This window comes from Streptomyces sp. DSM 120436 (assembly GCF_055778765.1).
This window is the reverse complement of sequence record NZ_JBSKBS010000001.1, coordinates 3347896-3367230: the sequence shown is the minus strand read 5'-3', so window position 1 is coordinate 3367230 and position 19335 is coordinate 3347896. Positions and strand designations below refer to the sequence as shown.

The window sequence follows — 19335 nt, the reverse complement described above, 5'->3', positions numbered from 1 at the left end:
AGGAACTCCGTGAAACAGGTAGTGCAGAACTACAAGAGCGGTGAGCTGACGCTGCTCGACGTGCCGGTGCCGGGCTGCGGGCCGGGCGGGGTGCTGGTGCGCAGCGCCTTCTCGCTGATCTCCACCGGCACCGAGCTGATGAAGGTGTCCGAGGCCGGCATGTCGATGCTGGGCAAGGCGCGTTCGCGGCCGGACCAGGTGGCGAAGGTCGTGCAGAGCGTCGCCGCCAACGGGGTGCCCGCCACGTACCGCAAGGTGATGGGCAAGCTCGACTCGTACACGCCGCTGGGCTATTCGCTGTGCGGGGTGGTGGAGCAGGTCGGCGCCGGCATCGACGACGTGAAGGTGGGCGACCTGGTGGCGTGCGCGGGCAACGAGCACGCGCTGCACGCCGAGCTGAACTGGGTGCCGAAGAACCTCTACGTCCCGGTGCCGGACGGGGTGGCGTCCCGGCACGCGGCCTTCGGCACGGTCGGGTCGATCGCGCTGCAGGGCGTGCGGCAGGGCGAGTCGCGGCTCGGCGAGACGGCCCTGGTCATCGGGCTGGGACTGATCGGGCAGCTGGTGGTGCAGTTGCTGCACGCCTCCGGGGTGCGGGTGGTCGGCGTGGACCCCGACCCGGTCCGCTGCGAGCTGGCCGAGCGGCTGGGCGCGGCGGCCTGCGGCGACCCGGGCTCCGCGGGCGTGGAGAGCGCGGTCGCGGAACTCACCGGCGGCACGGGCGTGGACCAGGTGTACCTGGCGGCCGGCGGGAGCAGCAACCAGCCCGTCGAGCTGGCCGCGCGGCTGTGCCGGGACCGCGGTCGGGTGGTCGACATCGGCAAGTGCCGCCTCGACCTGCCGTGGAACGCGTACTACGAGAAGGAACTCGACGTCCGCTTCTCCCGCAGCTACGGGCCCGGCCGCTACGACCCGGAGTACGAGCTCCAGGGCCGGGACTACCCGATCGGCTACGTCCGCTGGACCGAGCGGCGCAACCTGGCGTGCTTCCTCGACCTGATCGCCCGGGGAAGCGTCGACGTGGAGCCGCTGGTGTCGCACGTCGCGGACTTCGAGGACGCCGTGGAGACGTACCGGCGGCTCGAGGAGGGTGAGCTCAAGGCGGTCGCCGTGCTGTTCCGGTACCCGTCGGCCGGGGACCCGCCCGCCGTCGAGGCCCCGGAGGTGACGGTGCCCGAGGTGCGGCGGCGCACCGCCCGGCCGGCTCCGGCGCGGCGCCCCGGCCCGGTGCGCCTCGCGTTCGTGGGCGCGGGGAACTACGCCTCGTCGATGCTGCTGCCGCATCTGGCGCGGCGCGACGGCGTGGAGCTGTCCACGGTCGTCACCACCACGGCGCTGTCCGCGGCCAACGCGCGGCGGAAGTTCGGCTTCGGCAAGGCCACCACCGACCTGGACGCGGTGCTCGGCGACCCGGCCGTGGACGCGGTGTTCGTGGTGACCCGGCACAGCTCGCACGCCGAGCTGACCCGCCGGGCGCTGCTGGCGGGCAAGGCGGTGTTCGTGGAGAAGCCGCTGGCGCTCACCGAGGAGGAGCTGGCCGGGGTGCTCGCGGCGGTCGAGGAGTCCGGCAACGACCGGATCCAGGTGGGCTTCAACCGCCGGTTCGCCCCGCTGCTGCGGGAGGCCCGGGAGCGGTTCGGCGCCCGCACCGGCCCGGCGAGCCTGCGCTACCTGGTCAACGCGGGCCGTCTGGAGCAGGGCAGCTGGTACCTGCGGCAGGACACCGAGGGGTCGCGGTTCGCCGGGGAGGGCGGGCACTTCGTCGACACCGCGAGCTGGCTGCTGGGCGCCGACCCGGTGTCGGTGTACGCGGTCGCCCCGGCCGGTGGCGAGGACCTGCAGATCGTGCTGCGCTACCCGGACGGGTCCACGGCCACGATCAGCTACGTCACCTCCGGCCCCGCGTCCTTCCCGAAGGAGACGCTGGACCTCATCGCCGACGGCAAAGTGCTGCGGCTGGACGACTTCGTGCGGGCCGCCGTGCACGACGGCCGGCGCCGGCAGTGGGTCGGCTCCCGGCTGCCGAAGGCCCGGGACAAGGGGCAGAACGCACAGCTCGCGGCGTTCGTGAGGGCCGTGCGGACCGGCGGGCCGATGCCGGTGCCGCTGGAGTCGCTGGCCGCCACCACGACGGCCACGCTCGCCGTGCGCACCGCGCTGGCGAGCGGCGTCCCGGTCACCCTGGCGGGGGCGCGATGAGCATGGGCGCGGGGTGGTACCTGCGGCGGCTGTCCCGGATGGGGCCGCGGGAGGCCGCCGGCCGGGCGGCCGACGCGGTGCGCCGGCGGCGGTGGCGCGCGGAGCCGCCCGCACGGCCGCCGGTGACGGGCGTCCGGTTCACGGCCGTGCTGCCGGAGGGCGCGCTCGCCGCGGTGGCGCCGGACGCGGTGAAGCGCCTGGTCGCCGAGGCCGACCGGCTGATGACGGGGCGGGCCGGGTTCTTCGGGGTGGTCCGCGACGACATGACGGACCCGGACTGGCACCACGACCCGAGGACCGGGCGCCGCGCCCCGTTGGAGCACGCCTTCGACGTGCCGTACCGCGACGAGGAGGCGGTCGGCGACATCAAGCAGATCTGGGAGCCGTCCCGGCACCAGTACCTGACCGTGCTGGCCGCCGCGTACGCGCTCACCGGGAACGACCGGTACGCGGAGCGGGTGGCCGCGCATCTGCGGTCGTGGTGGGAGGCCGACCCGCCGCTGCGGGGCGTGCACTGGGTCAGCGGCATCGAGCTGGGCATCCGGCTGCTGTCGTGGGTGTGGATCCGCCGGCTGCTGGACGGCTGGGCGGGCGCGCCCGCGCTGTTCGAGGAGAACCCGGTGGCGCTGGACCAGATCTGGCACCACCAGCGCTGGCTGGCGGCGTTCCCCAGCCGGGGGTCGTCGGCGAACAACCACGCGGTCGCCGAGGCCGCCGGGCAGCTCGCCGCCTCCTGCGCGTTCGGCTGGTTCCCGTACTCGCCGCGGCTGCGGGCGGACGCGCTGCGCGACCTGGACCGGCACCTGCGCGCCAACACCTTCCTGTCGGGGATCAACCGGGAGCTGGCGAGCGAATACCACGGGCTGGTGCTGGAGCTGGGCCTGGCCGCGCTGGCCGAGGCGGACGCCGCGGGCGTGGCCGTGCCGCGGACGGTTCGGCTGGTGCTGCTGCGGATGACGGACGCGCTCGCGGCCGTCGTCGACGACCGGCTGCGCCCGCCCCGCCAGGGAGACGCGGACGACGGGCACGGACTGGTGCTGGACGGCCCCGGCACCGACCGCTGGGGGTCGCTGCTGGCCACCGGGGAGGCGGTGTTCGGCCGGCGCGACTGGTGGCCGAAGGTGCCGGGCGGCGACGTCCGCACCCCGCTGCTGGCCTCGCTGATCGAGCCGTACGGGAGCGGTGTGGCACGTCCGGAGAGCCGGCCGGCGCACTTCGCGGACGCGGGGCTCACCGTGCTGCGGGGGCCCGGGGGGATCTGGTGCCGCTGCGACGGCGGGCCGCACGGTTTCCTGTCGATCGCCGCGCACGCGCACGCCGACGCGCTGTCGGTGGAGGTCCGGCACGACGGGGTCGACGTGCTGGCCGACCCGGGCACGTACTGCTATCACGGCCAACCGGAGTGGCGGAGCTACTTCCGGTCCACGCTCGGCCACAACACGCTCGAGGCGGGCGGCCGGGACCAGTCGGTGTCCGGCGGCCCGTTCCTGTGGACGCGGCACGCCACGACGCGGGTGCTGGAGGTGGACGCCGACGGGGAGGAGGCGGCGCGCTGGTGCGCCGAGCACGACGGCTACCGGCCGCTGATCCACCGGCGGCAGGTGGAGGTGGCGCACGAGAGCCGCGAGGTGCGGGTGGTCGACACGGTGAGCGGCGACCGCCGGGAGGTGCGCCTGGCGTTCCACCTGGGTCCGGAGATCGGCGCGGAGCTGGAGGGGAGCCGGGCGCGGCTCACCTGGAGCCGGGACGGCGCGTCCCGCTCGGCGGTGCTCGACCTGCCGTCCGGGCTCACCTGGCGGGCGCACCGCGGGGAGAGCGGGCCGCCGCTGGGCTGGTACTCCCCCGGGTTCGGGCGCAAGGAGCCGAGCACCACGCTGGTCGGCAGCGGATCCGTCGACGGGGCGGCCGAGTTCACCACCGTCCTCGGGTTCGACGGCTAGGGGCTGCGATGGGTCCGCGTGGAGGAGGGAGCGTGCACCGGTGGCGGCGCTGGGCGTCCGCGGCCGGGCTGGCGCTGGCGCTGGCGGCGACCGCCGGCTGCGAGCAGCAGGCCGGGACGGCGAAGAAGCCGGACGCGCGGTCGAGGCCGGACGCGCGCACGCAGCCGGAGGACACCGCCGGAGCACCGCGGACCGTGCCCCGGGTGTGCGAGAGGCCGAGGCCCGGGCCGGCGAAGGCGCCGGCCGGCGCGGTGACCGTGGACCCGGCGGTGCCCGGCGACCTCTCCGCGAAGACGAACGCCCACCCGGCCGGCACCGTCTTCTGGCTGCGGCCGGGCAGGCACCGGCTGGCCGGCGAACGGTACGCCCAGGTGGAGCCCAAGGAGGGCAACACCTACCTCGGAGCGCCCGGCGCGGTGCTCGACGGCCGAAGGACGAACCAGTACGCCTTCGGCGGCGGCGCGCGCGACGTCACCCTCCGGCACCTGACCGTGCAGGGGTTCGTGGCGCCGCACGACGAGGGGGTGGTCAACCACGACTCGGCCGACGGCTGGGTGATCGAGCACTCCAGGATCCAGTTCAACTCCGGCGCCGGGCTGATGGCCGGGTCCGGCCAGCGGGTGCGGGGCACCTGCCTGCGCGGCAACGGCCAGTACGGCATGAACGCGTACAAGGGGTCGGGCCCGCTGCGCGACCTGGTGCTGGAGGGCAACGAGATCACCGACAACAACCGGCACGACTGGGAGCGGAGGCGGCCCGGCTGCGGCTGCACCGGCGGGGTGAAGTTCTGGGCCGTCGACGGTGCGGACGTGCGCGGCAACTGGGTGCACGGCAACCGCGGCACCGGCCTGTGGGCGGACACCAACAACAACGACTTCCTGATCGAGGACAACGTCCTGGAGGACAACCACGGGGCCGCGCTGATGTACGAGACCAGCTACAACGCGGTCGTCCGGAACAACACGATCCGGCGGAACAACCGGGTCGAGGGCCGGCGGTACGCGGAGCGCGGCGACACCTTCCCGTTCGCCACCCTCTACGTGTCGGAGTCCGGCGGCGAGCCCCGGGTGGAGGCCCGCACGGACAAGCTGGAGATCTCCGGGAACCTCTTCGAGGACAACTGGAACGCGATCACCCTGTGGGAGAACGCCGACCGGTTCTGCAACAGCCCCGCCAACACCTCCTCGGGCGCCTGCACGCTGCTCGTCGAGGACGTGGACCGCTGCTCGCGGCCGGGCATCGCCACCGCGCCGCTCTACGCCGACTGCCGGTGGCGGACCCAGCGGGTGGACATCCACCACAACCGGTTCCTGCTGGACAAGGCGGCGCTGGACTGCACGTCCGGGTGCGACCGCATGGCGGTGCTCGCCAACTACGGCACCTACCCGGACTGGTCGCCGTACAGGGGCGAGAAGGTGGCCGACGCCATCACGCTGAAGCAGCACAACCGCTGGCGGGACAACGTCTACGAGGGGCCGTGGACGTTCGTCGCCCACGACCCGAGCGGAAGGCTCGGCTTCGAGGAGTGGCGGGGCGCGCCGTACCGGCAGGACGCGGGGAGCGTCTACCGCGCCGGGGACGGTGGTTGACGTGCGGGTGGAGCACACGCCGAGGACGGTCGGGGTGGTGTGGGGGCTGCTGGTCCTCAACACCCTCGGCTCCACCGGGGCCGTGACCATCGTGCCGCTGCCCCGGTCGCTGATCCAGATGGTCACGATGGGCGCGCTGGTGGCCGCGTTCGTGCTGGCGCTCGCCCTCAACCTGCGGCTGCGGGTGCGGGCCAGCGCGTTCCTGCTGCTGCTCAGCCTGCTGCTGGTGCCGAGCCTGATCTCCAGCGCGGACCTGAGCGCCGGTTTCGGGGCGCTGTTCCGCTGCGGCCGGTTCGCGGTGTTCGTCGCCACGCTGTGGCTGCTCAGCCGCTGGTGGGACGGCTCCACCGCGTTCGTACGGTTCCACATCCGCTGGTACTTCCTGGTGCTGTGCTCGGTGGCCGCGGGGCTGCTGCTGTCGCCGGGCGCCGCCCTGCCCGACCTCTACGGCGGCCGGCTGGTGGGGGCGCTGTGGCCGCTGACGCCGCCGCAGATCGGGCAGTACGCGGCGGTGGTCGTGGGGCTCGCCGTGCTGCTGGTGCTGGGCCGCCGCACCGACGGGCGCAGCGCCGCGCTGGTGATCGTGCCGTCGCTGGCGCTGCTCGCCCTGACGCACACCCGGACGGCCACCATCGGGCTGCTCGCCGGTCTGGCGGTGGCGCTCGGCTCGATGATGCTGACCAGCGCCGTCGCCCGCCGCTGGTTCGGCTGGGCGGTGCTGTACGCCGCCGTCGCCGCGGTCGCGTTCGGGTCCCTGCTCCAGGCGTGGTTCCTGCGCGGGCAGACCGAGGAGAACTTCTCCTCCCTCACCGGCCGGGCCAAGGTGTGGGAGGCGCTGCTGAACGCCCCCCGGACGGGGGCGGAGCGGTTGTTCGGCGTCGGGCTGGGCGACAAGTCGTTCGACGGGCTGCCCATCGACAACAGCTGGCTGTCGGTCTACCACGAGCAGGGTCTGCTGGGCGTGGCGCTGGTGGCGGGGTTCGTGCTGGTGCTGGCCACGGTGGCGCTGCTGCGGCCGCCGTCGCCGGCGCGGGCCTGCGCGCTGTTCCTGATCACCTACTGCGGGATCGCCTCGTACACCGAGGCCGGTCTGGGCGACGCCTCGCCGTACCTGCTGCACCTGGCGGTGGCGGCCTCGCTGCTGGTGTCCCCCGCGGCCCGGCCGGCGCCCGGGTCCGGGCCGCCGGCGCCGGAACCCGCCCGACGGCCCCTTGCGCGGCCGGTCCCCGGGAAGGAGGTGGTGTGAATGCACGTCATGGTGGTGCACAACCGCTACGCGTCGGCACAGCCGAGCGGGGAGAACAAGGTCGTCGACCAGGAGGTGGCGCTGCTGCGGGAGGGCGGCCACCGGGTCGGGGTGTTCGAGCGGCGCAGCGACGACATCGCCGCCCGCTCGCTGCCCGCCAAGGCCGCGATACCGCTGCTGGTGCCGTGGAACCCGGCGGTGCGCACCCGGCTGGCGCAGCGGCTGCGCGCCGAACGGCCGGACGTGGTGCACGTCCACAACGTCTTCCCGCTGCTGTCGCCCGCGGTGATCGCCGCCTGCGCGGACGCCGGGGTGCCGGCCGTCGCCACGCTGCACAACTACACCCAGGTGTGCCCGCCGGGCACCCTGCACCGGGACGGCTCGCCGTGCACCGCGTGCGTGGGCCGGGCGCCGCTGCCCGCCGTCCGGCACGGCTGCTACCGGAACAGCCGGGCGGCGACGGTGCCGCTCGCGGTGAGCCTGTCGGTCAACCGGCGGCGCTGGTGGTCGGGCGTGGAGCGGTTCTTCTGCATCTCGGCGGCGCAGCGCGAGGTGCTGGTGGACGCCGGGATGCCGGCCGGACGGCTCGTGGTGAAGCACAACTTCGTGCCCGAGACGGACGTGCGCCGCACCGGTCCGGGCGCGCACCTGCTGTACCTGGGGCGGCTCGCGGAGGTCAAGGGCGTCCGGCTGCTGATGGCCGCGTGGGACGAGCTCGCCGCTGCCGGCGGGGTGGGGGTGCCGCTGGTGATCGCCGGCACCGGCCCGCTGGAGGCGGAGGTGGCGGCCTGGGCGGCGGGCCGGGACGACGTGCGTTACGCCGGCCTGTACGACCGGGTGCGGTGCCGGCGGGCCGTGGCGGATGCGGTGGCCGTGGTGGCGCCGTCGACGTGGAAGGAGGCGTTCGGGCTGGTCGTGGTGGAGGCGATGGCGGCGGGGGTGCCGGCCGTCGCCGCCGGGCACGGCGCCTTCACCGAGCTGGTCGAGGACGGGGTGACCGGGCTGCTGCACCGGCCGGACGACGCCGCGTCGCTGGCCGCCGCGCTGCGCCGGATCACCGCGGAGGGCGGGCGCAACCGGGACATGGGCCGGGCGGCCCGGCTCCGGTACGAGCGGGGCTTCAGCCCGGAGGTCGGGCTGGAGCGCCTGGAGGAGGGGTACCGCGCGGCGATCGCGGGACGCGGCGGGACCGGTCCGTCGCGGGGGGACACGCACACGGACTCGCGCCGGGGGGACCCGCGCGAGCGGGATGGGGGAAGCAGATGACACGTTGCCGACTGTGCGGTGCGACGGCGCTGGAGAGCGTCGTCGACCTGGGGGCGACCCCGCCGTGCGAGAGCTTTCTCGCGGCGGAGCGACTGGACGCGCCGGAGCCGACGTACCCGTTGCACCTGCGGGTGTGCACGGACTGCTGGCTGGCGCAGATCCCGCCGCTGATCACACCGGAGGAGACGTTCAGCGAGTACGCGTACTTCTCCTCGTACTCCTCCTCCTGGGTGGAGCACGCGCGGGTGTTCGTGGAGGACGCGGCCGCGCGGCTGGGGCTCGGCGAGGACTCCTTCGTGGTGGAGGTGGCGAGCAACGACGGCTATCTGCTGCGGCACGTGGTCGACCGGGGCGTCCGCTGCCTGGGCGTCGAGCCGTCGGTGAACGTCGGCGCGGCGGCGCGGGAGGCGGGCGTGCCCACGCACACCGCGTTCCTGAGCCCTGAGACCGGTGCGGCGGTGCGCGCCGAGCACGGCCCGGCCGACCTGGTGGTCGCCAACAACGTGTACGCGCACATCCCCGACGTCATCGGCTTCACGAAGGGCCTGCGCGCCCTGGTCGCCGACGACGGCTGGGTCTCGATCGAGGTGCAGCACCTGCTGACTCTGATCGAGGAGAACCAGTACGACACGATCTACCACGAGCACTTCCAGTACTACACGGTGGCGTCCGCGATCCGGGCGCTGGCCAGCGGCGGGCTGACGCTGGTGGACGTGGAGCTGCTGCCCACGCACGGCGGTTCGCTGCGGCTGTGGGCCCGCCCCGACGAGGCGGCCGGCGAGCCGAGCCGCCGGGTGGCCGACGTGCTGGCCCGGGAGAAGGCCGCCGGGCTGCAGGAACTGTCCGGGTACACCGAGTTCTCCGCCCGGGTGGCCAAGGTGCGCCGGGACCTGCTGCGGTTCCTCGTCGACGCGGCCGAGCGCGGTGAGACGGTCGTCGGGTACGGCGCGCCGGGCAAGGGCAACACGCTGCTCAACCACTGCGGCGTCCGGCCCGACCTGCTGCCGTACACGGTGGACCGCAACCCCTACAAACACGGCCGGTACACCCCGGGCACGCGTGTCCCGATCCTGCCGCCGGAGCGGATCGCCGCCGACCGGCCGGACTACGTGCTGGTGCTGCCCTGGAACCTGCGCGCCGAACTGGTCGAGCAGTTGTCGTACGTGCACGAGTGGGGCGGCCGGCTGGTCTTCCCCATCCCGGAACTGAGCATTGTCGAGGTCCAGCGATGAAGGTCGTACTGTTCTGCGGCGGTTACGGGCTGCGCATGCGCGCCGGGGCGTCCGACGACGTCCCCAAGCCGATGGCGATGGTCGGCCCGCGCCCGCTGATCTGGCACGTGATGCGCTACTACGCGCACTTCGGGCACAAGGAGTTCATCCTGTGCCTGGGCTACGGCGCCCACCACATCAAGGACTTCTTCCTCAACTACGAGGAGACCACGTCCAACGACTTCGTGCTGCGCGGCGGACGCACCGAGCTGCTGTCCACCGACATCGCGGACTGGACCATCACGTTCGCGCAGACCGGCATCGAGTCGCCGATCGGTGAGCGGCTGCGCCGGGTGCGCCACCACCTGGACGGCGACGAGATGTTCCTCGCCAACTACGCGGACGTGCTCACCGACGCCCCGCTGCCGGAGATGATCGAGCGCTTCTCCCGCCGGGACGCGGGCGCGTCGATGATGGTGGTGCCGCCGCAGTCGTCGTTCCACTGCGTCGAGCTGGGCCAGGACGGCCTGGTGGGCGGCATCACCCCGGTGAGCGAGCTGCCGCTGTGGGAGAACGGCGGCTACTTCGTGCTGCGCCAGGAGATCTTCGACCACATCCCCGAGAACGGAGATCTCGTCGCCGACGGGTGTGCCGAACTGGCCAAGCGGGGAAGGCTCGTCGCGCAGCAGCACCGCGGCTTCTGGCAGCCGACCGACACCGTGAAGGAGCGCACGGCGCTGGACGAGGCCTATGCCCGGGGGGACCGGCCGTGGGCCGTGTGGGAGCGCGCGGGGGCGGGGGTGAGCGCGTGATCCGGCTGGGGACCGGGCGGCTGGAGCGGGTCGTCGCGGTGGGCGCGCACTGCGACGACATCGCCATCGGCGCCGGCGGCACCCTGCTGACCCTGTGCCGGGCCCGCCCCGGGCTGCGGGTCGACGCGCTGGTGCTGTCCGGCGGCGGGACGGAGCGCGAGCAGGAGGAGCGGGAGGCGCTCGCCGCGTTCTGCCCCGGCGCCGACCTGCGGCTGACCGTGGACAAGATGCCCGACGGGCGGCTGCCCGCGCACTGGGCGCAGGCCAAGGCCGCGGTCGAGGAGCTGCGCGCCCGCACCGAGCCCGACCTGGTGCTGGCGCCGCGCACCGAGGACGCGCACCAGGACCACCGCGGCCTGGCCGAGCTGGTCACCACCGCGTTCCGCGACCATCTCGTGCTCGGTTACGAGATCGTCAAGTGGGACGGGGACCTGGGCCGTCCGGTGGTGTACCAGCCGCTGGCGCCCGGGACGGCCGAGGACAAGGCGCGGCTGCTGCAGGAGCACTACCCCTCGCAGCGGCACCGGCCCTGGTACGACCGGGAGGCCTTCCTCGGGCTCGCCCGGATCCGCGGCATCGAAAGCAACGCGCGCTACGCCGAGGCGTTCGCCGTCACCAAACTCACTGTCGACCTGGGGGGTTGAAACCTTGCGCGTACTGCTCACCGGACACCAGGGCTATCTGGGCACCGTGATGGCCCCGGTGCTCACGGCCGCCGGACACGAGGTCGTCGGGCTGGACGCCGGCCTGTTCGCCGACTGCGTGCTGGGGCCGAGGCCCGCGGACCCGCCGGGGACGCGGGTGGACCTGCGGGACGTCACGGCCGACCACGTGGCCGGGGTGGACGCCGTGGTCCACCTGGCCGCCCTGTCCAACGACCCGCTGGGGGCGCTGGCGCCGGAACTCACCTACGACATCAACCACCACGCGTCCGTGCGGCTGGCGAGGCTGGCCCGCGACGCGGGGGTGCGGCGCTTCCTGTACGCCTCGACCTGCTCGGTCTACGGCGCCGCGGGCGGTGACGAGCTGGTGGCCGAGGACGCCCCGCTGCGCCCGGTGACGCCGTACGCCGAGTCCAAGGTGCGGGTGGAGGACGACCTGCACGAGCTGGCCGACGACGACTTCAGCCCGGTGTACATGCGCAACGCGACCGCCTTCGGGTACTCGCCGCGGCTGCGCGCCGACATCGTGCTGAACAACCTGGTGGGCCACGCCCTGCTGTCCGGTGAGGTGCTGGTGCTGTCCGACGGCACGCCGTGGCGCCCGCTGGTGCACGCCGCGGACATCGCCCGCGCGTTCACGGCCGCCCTCCAGGCGCCGCGGGAGGCGGTGCACGACCGGGCGTTCAACATCGGCAGCGAGGTCAACAACGTCACGGTCGCGGAGATCGCCCAGCAGGTCGCGGAGGCGGTGGACGGCTCCAAGGTGGTGATCACCGGGGAGACGGGGGCCGATCCGCGCTCCTACCGGGTGGACTTCTCCCGGTTCCGCGCGGCGGTCCCCGGCTTCACGTGCGAGTGGACGGTGAAGCGGGGCGCGCTGGAACTCGCCGACGCCTACCGGGCGCACGGGCTGACCCGGGAGGACTTCGAGCAGCGGTTCACCCGGCTGGCCGTGCTGCGCGCGGCGTCCGACGCGGGCGCGGTCGACGACACCCTGCGGTGGCGGTCGTGACCACGCCGGGCGAGGAGATGCACGCCCTGGTGGAGCGGCTGTACCCGCTGTGCCGGAGCATCACCGGCGACGGGGTGCGCGCCACCCTGGACATCGTCGGGGAGCACCTGCCGCTGGAGGTGCACGAGGTGCCCACCGGCACGCAGGTGCTCGACTGGACGGTGCCGCAGGAGTGGAACGTCCGGGAGGCGTGGATCGCCGACCCGTCCGGCCGGCGGGTCGTCGACCTCGCCGACTCCAGCCTGCACGTGCTCGGGTACAGCGTGCCGGTGGCGGCGCGGATGCCGCTGTCCGAGCTGCGCCCGCGCCTGCACACCCTGCCCGAGCACCCGACGTGGGTGCCGTACCGGACCAGTTACTACAAGCCGGACTGGGGGTTCTGCCTGGCGCAGGAGACCCTGGACGCGCTGCCGGACGGCGAGTACGAGGTGCGGATCGACTCCACCCTCGCGGACGGGCACCTCACCTACGCCGAGCACGTGGTGCCGGGGCAGGTGCCGGACGAGGTGATCGTCTCCAGTCACGTCTGCCACCCGTCGCTGGCCAACGACAACCTGGCCGGCATCGCGGTGGCGGTGTTCCTCGCCCGGTCGCTGGCCCGGGGCACGCCGTACCACACGTACCGGTTCCTGTTCGCGCCCGGCACCATCGGGGCGATCACCTGGCTGGCCCGCAACGCCGGGCGGGTGGAGCGGGTGAGGCACGGGCTGGTGCTGGCGTGCGCGGGCGACCGGGGCTCGCTGACGTACAAGCGGAGCAGGCGCGGGGACGCGGAGATCGACCGGGTGATGCGGTACGTGCTTCAGGCCTCCGGACGGCCGCACGAGATACGGGAGTTCACGCCGTACGGCTACGACGAGCGGCAGTTCTGCTCGCCGGGCTTCGACCTCGGTGTGGGCTCCCTCAGCCGGACCCCGTACGCCGGCTACCCGGAGTACCACACCTCGGCGGACGACCTGGACTTCGTGTCCCCGGAGGCGATGGAGGACACCCTCGCCGTCTGCCGGGAGGCGTTCGCCGTGCTCGACCGCAACCGCCGGTACGTCAACCTCAGCCCGTACGGGGAGCCGCAGTTGGGCCGGCGCGGGCTCTACGGGGCGCTCGGCGGCCGCAGCGACGCGCAGGAGGCCCAGCTGGCGATGCTGTGGGTGCTCAGCCTCTCCGACGGCGAGCACGGTCTGCTGGACGTGGCCGAGCGGTCCGGTCTGCCGTTCGACACCGTCGTCGCGGCGGCCGACGCCCTGCACGGCGCCGGACTGGTCAAGGCGTGAGGCCGGTGGCCGCCGAGGGGGACAGGACGCCGCCGGCTCCGGCGCCGGAGCGGCCGGCCCGCACCGTCACGCGGGCCGTCGCGGGCCGGCTGTCGTGGGGGCTGGCCGACCAGGCGGCCTCCAGCCTGTCCAACTTCGTCGTGGGCGTGTACGTGGCGCGCTCGCTGGGACTGACCGCGTTCGGCGTGTTCAGCCTGGCCTGGGTGACCTACGGCGTGGTGCTCAGCGTCTCCCGGGGGCTGGCCACCGACCCGCTCGTGGTGCGGTTCAGCGGCGTGTCCGAGGCGTCCTGGCGGCAGGCGGTGGCCCGCTCCACGGGCACCTCGCTGGGCGTCGGCGCGGTCGTCGGCGCGGCGTGCCTGGCGCTGTGGCCGCTGCTCGGCGGCGGTGTGGGGGCCGCGTTCGGCTGCCTGGGCGTGGTGCTGCCCGGCCTGCTGCTGCAGGACGCCTGGCGGTACTCGTTCTTCGCGGCCGGCGTCGGCCGGAAGGCGTTCGTCAACGACGTGGTGTGGGGCGTGGCGCTGGTCCCCGCCATGGTCGTGGCGGCCCGGGTGGGCACCGTGCCCGCGTTCCTGCTCGCCTGGGGCGGTTCGGCCGCGGTGGCGGGGGCGTACGGCTGGGCGCAGTCCGGCATCCTGCCCCGGCCGGCCGGGGCCCGGGCGTGGGTCCGCGACCACCGTGACCTGGGCTACCGGTACCTGGTCGAGAACACGTGCGTGAGCGGCGCGAGCCAGCTGCGCGCGTACGGGCTCGGCGCGATCGTCGGCGTCGGCGCGGTCGGCGTCGTCCGGGGCGCCGAGCTGCTGCAGGGTCCGTTCCTGGCCGTGCTGATGGGGCTGACGCTGGTCACCGTGGCGGAGGCGGCGCGGATGCTGCGGCAGGCCCCGCACCGGCTGGGCCGGTTCTGCCTGTTCCTGGGCGGCGGTCAGGCGGTCGCCGCCCTGCTGTGGGGCGGCGTGCTGCTGCTGATGCCGGACCGGGCGGGCGAGCTCGTCCTCGGCGACGTCTGGCCCGGCGCCGAGGAACTCATCGTGCCGGCCACCCTCAGTGTCGCGGGGGCCGGTGTCGGCACCGGAGCGGCCGCCGGGCTGCGCGCGCTCGGCGCGGCCCGGCTCAGTCTGCGGTGCCAGATCTTCGCCTCCGTCTGCTACGTCGGCCTCGGGATCGGCGGTGCGGCCCTCGGCGGCACCGTCGGTTCCGCCTGGGGCGCCGCCGCCGCCTCCGTGTGCGGCTCGGCCGCGTGGTGGCTGCATCTGCGCGTCGCCCTGCGCGAGCACCACCGAGATCCCATCCGTGAAGTGAGGACGTCATGACCGCGCAACCCCGGCTGAGCATCGGCCTTCCCGTGTACAACGGCGAGGAGTACCTCGCCGAGTCGCTGGAGGCCCTGCTCGGCCAGACGTACGAGGAGTTCGAGTTGGTCATCTCCGACAACGCGTCGACCGACGGCACCCAGGACATCTGCCGCCGGTACGCCGCGCAGGACTCCCGGATCCGGTACCTCCGGCTGCCCCGGAACATCGGCGCCGCGCCCAACCACAACTACGTCTTCACCCAGTGCCGCGGCGAGCTGTTCAAGTGGGCCTCGCACGACGACCTGTACGCCCGGGACCTGCTGAAACGCTGCGTGGAGGCGCTGGACGAGCGCCCGGACGTGATCCTCGCGCACAGCGACCAGGCCGTCATCGACGGCGACGGCAAGGTCAAGGTGCCCTACGCGTACACGCTCGCCACCGCCTCGCCGCACGCGCCGGAGCGCTTCCGCAGCCTGCTGTTCGAGCCGGGCGGCGACGACTTCTACGGGGTGATGCGGGCCGACGTGCTGCGCCGGGTGAAGCCGCACGACAGCTACCACCACGCGGACCGCACGTTCGTCGCCGAGATCACCCTGCACGGCCCCTTCCACCAGGTGCCGGAGCTGCTGTACTTCCGCCGCGACCACCCCACCCGCGCCGAGCGGGCCAACCCCTCCAAGCGCGCCCGCTGCGTCAACCTGGACCCCCGCCGGGCCGGACCGCTGCACCCGACGCCCCGGCTGCTCGCCGAGTACGTGTGGGGGTTCGTCTCGGCGGTCAGGCGGGCGCCGCTGTCCGCCGCCGACCGGCGCGCCTGCTACCGGCACCTGGCCGCGTGGGCGGCCGGCCGGGTCCGGCCGGGCGCCGGCGAGCGGGTCGAGGACCGGGCCCCGGTGGACCCGGCCGCGCTGGGCGTCTCCGTCGACGCCCTGGTCGCCGGCCGTGAGAGGAGGGGCGCGTGACGTCCCCTCGTGTGGGCATCTTCGGCCTGTTCGGCTCCGGGAACGTCGGCAACGACGGGTCGCTGGAGGCCGTGCTGGGCCACCTCCGCGCCGCACACCCGGACGCGGCCCTGGACGCCCTGTGCGGCGGACCCGAGACCGTCACGGCCCGGTACGGGATCCCGGCGGCGCGGCTGCACTGGTACCGCGGGGAGTACCGCACCGCCTCGCGGCTGAAGGACGTCGCGGGCAAGGGCGCGGGCAAGCTGGTGGACGCCTTCCGCATCGCGGCCTGGGTGCGCCGGCACGACGTGGTGGTCGTGCCGGGCACCGGCATCCTGGAGAGCACGCTGCCGCTGCGGCCGTGGGGCATGCCGTACTCGCTGTTCCTGGTGTGCGCGGCCGGGCGGCTGCTCGGCACCCCGGTCGCGCTGGTCGGCGTCGGGGCGTCCGAGACCGGCAGCCGGGCGGTGCGGACGCTGATCCGGTGGGCGGCGCGGCTGGCCGCGTACCGGTCGTACCGGGACACGCTGTCGCGGGACGCGATGCGGGCGACGGGCGTGGACACCCGGGGCGACGAGGTCTACACGGACCTGGTGTTCGCCCTGTCCACTCCCCCGCCGGGCGACCCGACGGGACCGCCCGGACCGGTGTGCGTGGGCGTCATGGACTTCGGCGGGAACAACGACGAGCGGGACCGGGCGGAGGAGCTGCGCCGCCGCTACCTGGACGGCACCACGCGGTTCGTGCGCGCCCTGGCCGCCGAGGGCAGGCCGGTGCGGCTGCTCACCGGCGACGACGTCGACCGGCCGGTGACCGAGGCGATCCTCGAGGCGGTGGACTCGCCGCTGGTCACCGCCGCCGCGACGGCGTCCCTGGGCGACCTGATGAAGGAGATGGCGGTCGCGGACACCGTGGTGGCGACCCGCTACCACAACCTGGTCTGCGCGCTGAAGGTCGGCACCCCGGTGCTCGCCCTGAGCTACGCGGCGAAGAGCGACCGGCTGATGGCGGACATGGGCGTGGGCGAGTACTGCCACGCGGCGCGCGAGATCGACGCGGGCCGGCTGCTGGAGCAGTTCCGGGAGCTGGAGCGGAACCGGCCGGCGGTGCGGCGGACCCTCGCCGGACGGAACCCGGTGCTCGTCGGGCGGGTCCGGCGGCAGTTCGCCGCGCTGTCCGCCCTGATCCAGAGGTCCGCCCCCGCCCCCACCCCCGCACGACAGGAGAACCCGTGAAGGTGACCGAGGTCCCGGCGGTCGCCGGGGCGTTCCTGTTCGAGCCGACGCCGTTCACCGACGAGCGCGGCTTCTTCTGCCGCACGTTCGACGCGGACGTGGCGCGTTCCGTGGGCATCGACCCGGACGCCTTCGTCCAGGACAGCCTCTCCCGTTCGGTGCGGGGCGTGGTGCGCGGCATGCATCTGCGGTCCGGCGAGGGGGAGGCCAAGCTGGTGCGCTGTTCCCACGGGCGGATCTTCGACGTGGTGGTGGACCTGCGGCCCGGCTCGCCGACGTACCGGGGCCGGGCCACGTTCGAGCTGTCCGGCGACACGCAGGCGACGCTGTACGTCCCGGCGGGCTGCGCGCACGGCTTCCAGGCGCTGACGGACACCGCCGACACGTCGTACCGGATCGACCGTCCGCACGACCCGGCACAGGACGTGACGATCGCCTTCGACGACCCGGAACTGGCCGTCCCCTGGCCGCTTCCGGTCACCATGACGTCCGAACGGGACCGCGAGGCGCCGGGCCTCGCGGAGGCGCTGAGGACGCTGGAGGAGCGGCGGACGGCGGTGAGGCCGTCATGAGCGGGGACGTCATGAGCGGGGAGGAGCCGCGGCTGCCGCTGTCGCAGGCGGTCAACGAACGGCTGCACGCGCTGGTCCCCGGCGGGGCGCACACCTACGCCAAGGGCGACGACCAGTACCCGCAGGACCTGGCGCCGGTCATCAGTCACGGGCGCGGCGCCCATGTGTGGGACGTCGACGGCAACCGCTACATCGAGTACGGCTCGGGGCTGCGGTCGGTGAGCCTCGGCCACGCCCATCCGCGGGTGCTGGAGGCGGTGCGGCGGGAACTCGACCGGGGCAGCAACTTCGTGCGCCCGTCGGTGGTGGAGGCGGAGGCGGCGGAGCGGTTCCTCGCCACGGTGCCGACCGCCGAGATGGTCAAGTTCGCGAAGAACGGCTCCGACGCGACCACGGCGGCGGTCCGGCTGGCGCGCGCCGTCACCGGGCGTCCCCGGGTGGCGCTCTGCGCCGACCATCCGTTCTTCTCGGTCGACGACTGGTTCATCGGCACCACCCCGATGCCGGCGGGCGTCCCGCGGGCGACCATGGACCTGACGGTCACCTTCCCCTACGGCGACCTGACCGCCACGGAGGAGCTGTTCGAGCGGTACCCGGGCGAGATCGCCTGCCTGATCCTGGAGCCCGCCGCCCAGACCGAGCCGCCGCCCGGTTACCTCGCCGGGCTGCGCGACCTGGCCGACCGGCACGGCTGCGTGCTGGTCTTCGACGAGATGATCACCGGCTTCCGCTGGTCCGAGGCGGGCGCCCAGGGCCTGTACGGGGTGACCCCCGACCTCTCCACCTTCGGCAAGGCGCTGGGCAACGGCTTCGCGGTGTCCGCGCTGGCCGGGCGCCGGGCGCTGATGGAGCGGGGCGGGCTGCGCCACGACGCCGACCGGGTGTTCCTGCTGTCCACCACGCACGGCGCGGAGACGCACGCCCTGGCGGCGGCGATGGCGGTGCAGGCCGCCTACGTGGAGGAGGGCGTCACCGCGCGGCTGCACGCGCTGGGCGAGCGGCTGGCCGCCGGGGTCCGGGACGCGGCGGCCGCGATGGGCGTCGCCGAGCACGTGGTCGTGCGGGGCCGCGCGAGCAACCTGGTCTTCGCGACGCTCGACGCGCGGGGACGGCCCTCGCAGGAGTACCGGACGCTGTTCCTGCGCCGCCTGCTGACGGGCGGGGTGCTCGCCCCGTCGTTCGTGGTGAGCAGCGCGCTGGAGGAGTCCGACATCGACCGCACGGTGGACGTGGTCGGCCAGGCGTGCGCGGTCTACCGCAAGGCGTTGGACGCGGGTGATCCGACGCCGTGGCTGGGGGGCAGGCCGGTACGGCCGGTGTTCCGGCCGAGGGCGTGAGGCGAGCCGTCACCGCGCGCGGCGGCGCGGGGAGTCGGCCGTACGGTCGATCCCCCAGGCCGCCGCCGGCACCACCGCCAGGGCGGTGCAGCAACCGCCCACGGTGTCGGTCGCGTAGTGCGCCCCGGTGGCGACCTGCGCCCAGCCCATGACGGCTCCGGCGGCGAAGGCGGCGCCCAGCGCGAGGGCGGCGCCGGCCGCCGGCCCGAGCCCGTGCCGCCCCGCCGCGAGCAGCGCCAGGGTGAGGGCCAGGGCGGTGAGGAAGGCGGTGTGCCCGCTCGGGTAGGCCAGGTTCTCGTCGCCGTGGATGGTGCGGGCGGCCAGTGGCTTGAGCAGCCGCGTCACCCCGACGGCCAGCCCCGGACCGGCGAGGAGCAGCACGGCGGCGCGGGGACGGCGGGCCCCCAGGCAGCCGAGGACGCCGGCCGTGAGCAGCAGGAGCGCGCCCGCCGGGTCGCCGAGGAAGTCCGTCGCGGAGGCGATGTGCCCCCACGGCGCCCCGACCCCGTACGCCGCCTCCCCGATCCGCGCGTCCGTCCGGCCGGGTCCGTCGTCACCGGCGTACCGGACCCCGAGCGCGACGACCACCAGCGCGGCGAGCACGGCGACGACCGCGAGGCGGCGGCGCAGCACCACGGGCAGCACCGCCGCGGCGGTCACCTTGCCGTCCGTCACCGTCACCGTGCCGCCCACCCCCGTGCAACGCCCCGCGTCAGCCTAACCGACGGAAGGGGGCGGGCGGTT

General features: G+C 74.4%; 16 protein-coding genes. 15 read left to right on the top strand and 1 reads right to left on the bottom strand.

The genetic code is table 11. The features are described 5' to 3' along the window. Positions 1-9: 9 nt before the first annotated feature. From ACWH4W_RS15095 to ACWH4W_RS15025, 15 genes are read left to right on the top strand one after another with little or no spacing between them, the layout of a single operon-like run. Positions 10-2199: a bi-domain-containing oxidoreductase gene (locus ACWH4W_RS15095; RefSeq protein WP_473076237.1), complete on the top strand. Its 2190-nt coding sequence runs from the start codon at positions 10-12 to the stop codon at positions 2197-2199. Then, positions 2196-4139 carry an alginate lyase family protein gene (locus ACWH4W_RS15090; protein WP_473076236.1) on the top strand — a complete coding sequence of 648 codons (1944 nt, stop codon included), beginning with the start codon at positions 2196-2198 and terminating at the stop codon, positions 4137-4139. Before ACWH4W_RS15095 ends, ACWH4W_RS15090 begins: the two co-directional genes overlap by 4 nt. 8 nt (positions 4140-4147) lie before the next feature. Then, positions 4148-5728 (top strand): right-handed parallel beta-helix repeat-containing protein, encoded by a 1581-nt coding sequence (locus ACWH4W_RS15085; RefSeq protein WP_473076235.1) that lies wholly within the window; start codon positions 4148-4150, stop codon positions 5726-5728. Continuing rightward, on the top strand, positions 5721-6974 hold the full coding sequence (locus tag ACWH4W_RS15080) for an O-antigen ligase domain-containing protein (RefSeq protein ID WP_473076234.1): 1254 nt from the start codon (positions 5721-5723) through the stop codon (positions 6972-6974). Before ACWH4W_RS15085 ends, ACWH4W_RS15080 begins: the two co-directional genes overlap by 8 nt. After that, complete coding sequence (locus ACWH4W_RS15075; protein WP_473076233.1) at positions 6975-8240, top strand: glycosyltransferase; 1266 nt, start codon at positions 6975-6977, stop codon at positions 8238-8240. After that, positions 8237-9472, top strand: a complete 1236-nt coding sequence (locus ACWH4W_RS15070) for a class I SAM-dependent methyltransferase (RefSeq protein ID WP_473076232.1) — start codon at positions 8237-8239, stop codon at positions 9470-9472. The genes ACWH4W_RS15075 and ACWH4W_RS15070 overlap by 4 nt, the downstream gene beginning before the upstream one ends. Continuing rightward, a complete protein-coding gene (locus ACWH4W_RS15065) occupies positions 9469-10263 on the top strand; it encodes a glycosyltransferase family protein (protein ID WP_473076231.1) in 795 nt (264 codons plus the stop codon). The genes ACWH4W_RS15070 and ACWH4W_RS15065 overlap by 4 nt, the downstream gene beginning before the upstream one ends. Continuing rightward, a complete protein-coding gene (locus ACWH4W_RS15060; protein ID WP_473076230.1) occupies positions 10260-10907 on the top strand; it encodes a PIG-L deacetylase family protein in 648 nt (215 codons plus the stop codon). The genes ACWH4W_RS15065 and ACWH4W_RS15060 overlap by 4 nt, the downstream gene beginning before the upstream one ends. A 4-nt stretch (positions 10908-10911) precedes the next feature. Further along, positions 10912-11937, top strand: a complete 1026-nt coding sequence (locus ACWH4W_RS15055) for an NAD-dependent epimerase/dehydratase family protein (RefSeq protein ID WP_473076229.1) — start codon at positions 10912-10914, stop codon at positions 11935-11937. Further along, entirely contained in the window at positions 11925-13208 is a 1284-nt protein-coding gene (locus ACWH4W_RS15050; RefSeq protein ID WP_473076228.1) for a DUF4910 domain-containing protein, read from the top strand. Before ACWH4W_RS15055 ends, ACWH4W_RS15050 begins: the two co-directional genes overlap by 13 nt. A 5-nt stretch (positions 13209-13213) precedes the next feature. Further along, the gene (locus ACWH4W_RS15045; RefSeq protein WP_473076227.1) at positions 13214-14521 is read left to right on the top strand and encodes an MATE family efflux transporter; all 1308 of its coding nucleotides are present in this window, start codon (positions 13214-13216) and stop codon (positions 14519-14521) included. Next, the gene (locus tag ACWH4W_RS15040) at positions 14518-15465 is read left to right on the top strand and encodes a glycosyltransferase family 2 protein (protein ID WP_473076226.1); all 948 of its coding nucleotides are present in this window, start codon (positions 14518-14520) and stop codon (positions 15463-15465) included. The genes ACWH4W_RS15045 and ACWH4W_RS15040 overlap by 4 nt, the downstream gene beginning before the upstream one ends. Before the next feature lie 11 nt (positions 15466-15476). Further along, positions 15477-16682, top strand: coding sequence for a polysaccharide pyruvyl transferase family protein (locus ACWH4W_RS15035; protein ID WP_473077503.1), 1206 nt, complete (start codon positions 15477-15479; stop codon positions 16680-16682). Next, positions 16679-17254 (top strand): dTDP-4-dehydrorhamnose 3,5-epimerase, encoded by a 576-nt coding sequence (gene rfbC / locus ACWH4W_RS15030; protein WP_473076225.1) that lies wholly within the window; start codon positions 16679-16681, stop codon positions 17252-17254. The genes ACWH4W_RS15035 and rfbC overlap by 4 nt, the downstream gene beginning before the upstream one ends. An 11-nt stretch (positions 17255-17265) precedes the next feature. Next, the gene (locus tag ACWH4W_RS15025) at positions 17266-18591 is read left to right on the top strand and encodes a glutamate-1-semialdehyde 2,1-aminomutase (protein ID WP_473077502.1); all 1326 of its coding nucleotides are present in this window, start codon (positions 17266-17268) and stop codon (positions 18589-18591) included. A 9-nt stretch (positions 18592-18600) separates the two neighbouring features. Here the strand turns inward: ACWH4W_RS15025 and ACWH4W_RS15020 are convergent, their stop codons facing one another. Continuing rightward, a complete protein-coding gene (locus ACWH4W_RS15020) occupies positions 18601-19284 on the bottom strand; it encodes a phosphatase PAP2 family protein (RefSeq protein ID WP_473076224.1) in 684 nt (227 codons plus the stop codon). Positions 19285-19335 lie beyond the last annotated feature (51 nt).

Coding starts and splice junctions, on each gene's coding strand:
- ACWH4W_RS15090 (WP_473076236.1), top strand. CDS start 2,196: ATGAGCATGGGCGCGGGGTGGTACCTGCGGCGGCTGTCCCGGATGGGG.
- ACWH4W_RS15070 (WP_473076232.1), top strand. CDS start 8,237: ATGACACGTTGCCGACTGTGCGGTGCGACGGCGCTGGAGAGCGTCGTC.
- ACWH4W_RS15075 (WP_473076233.1), top strand. CDS start 6,975: ATGCACGTCATGGTGGTGCACAACCGCTACGCGTCGGCACAGCCGAGC.
- ACWH4W_RS15085 (WP_473076235.1), top strand. CDS start 4,148: ATGGGTCCGCGTGGAGGAGGGAGCGTGCACCGGTGGCGGCGCTGGGCG.
- ACWH4W_RS15025 (WP_473077502.1), top strand. CDS start 17,266: ATGAGCGGGGAGGAGCCGCGGCTGCCGCTGTCGCAGGCGGTCAACGAA.
- ACWH4W_RS15040 (WP_473076226.1), top strand. CDS start 14,518: ATGACCGCGCAACCCCGGCTGAGCATCGGCCTTCCCGTGTACAACGGC.
- ACWH4W_RS15065 (WP_473076231.1), top strand. CDS start 9,469: ATGAAGGTCGTACTGTTCTGCGGCGGTTACGGGCTGCGCATGCGCGCC.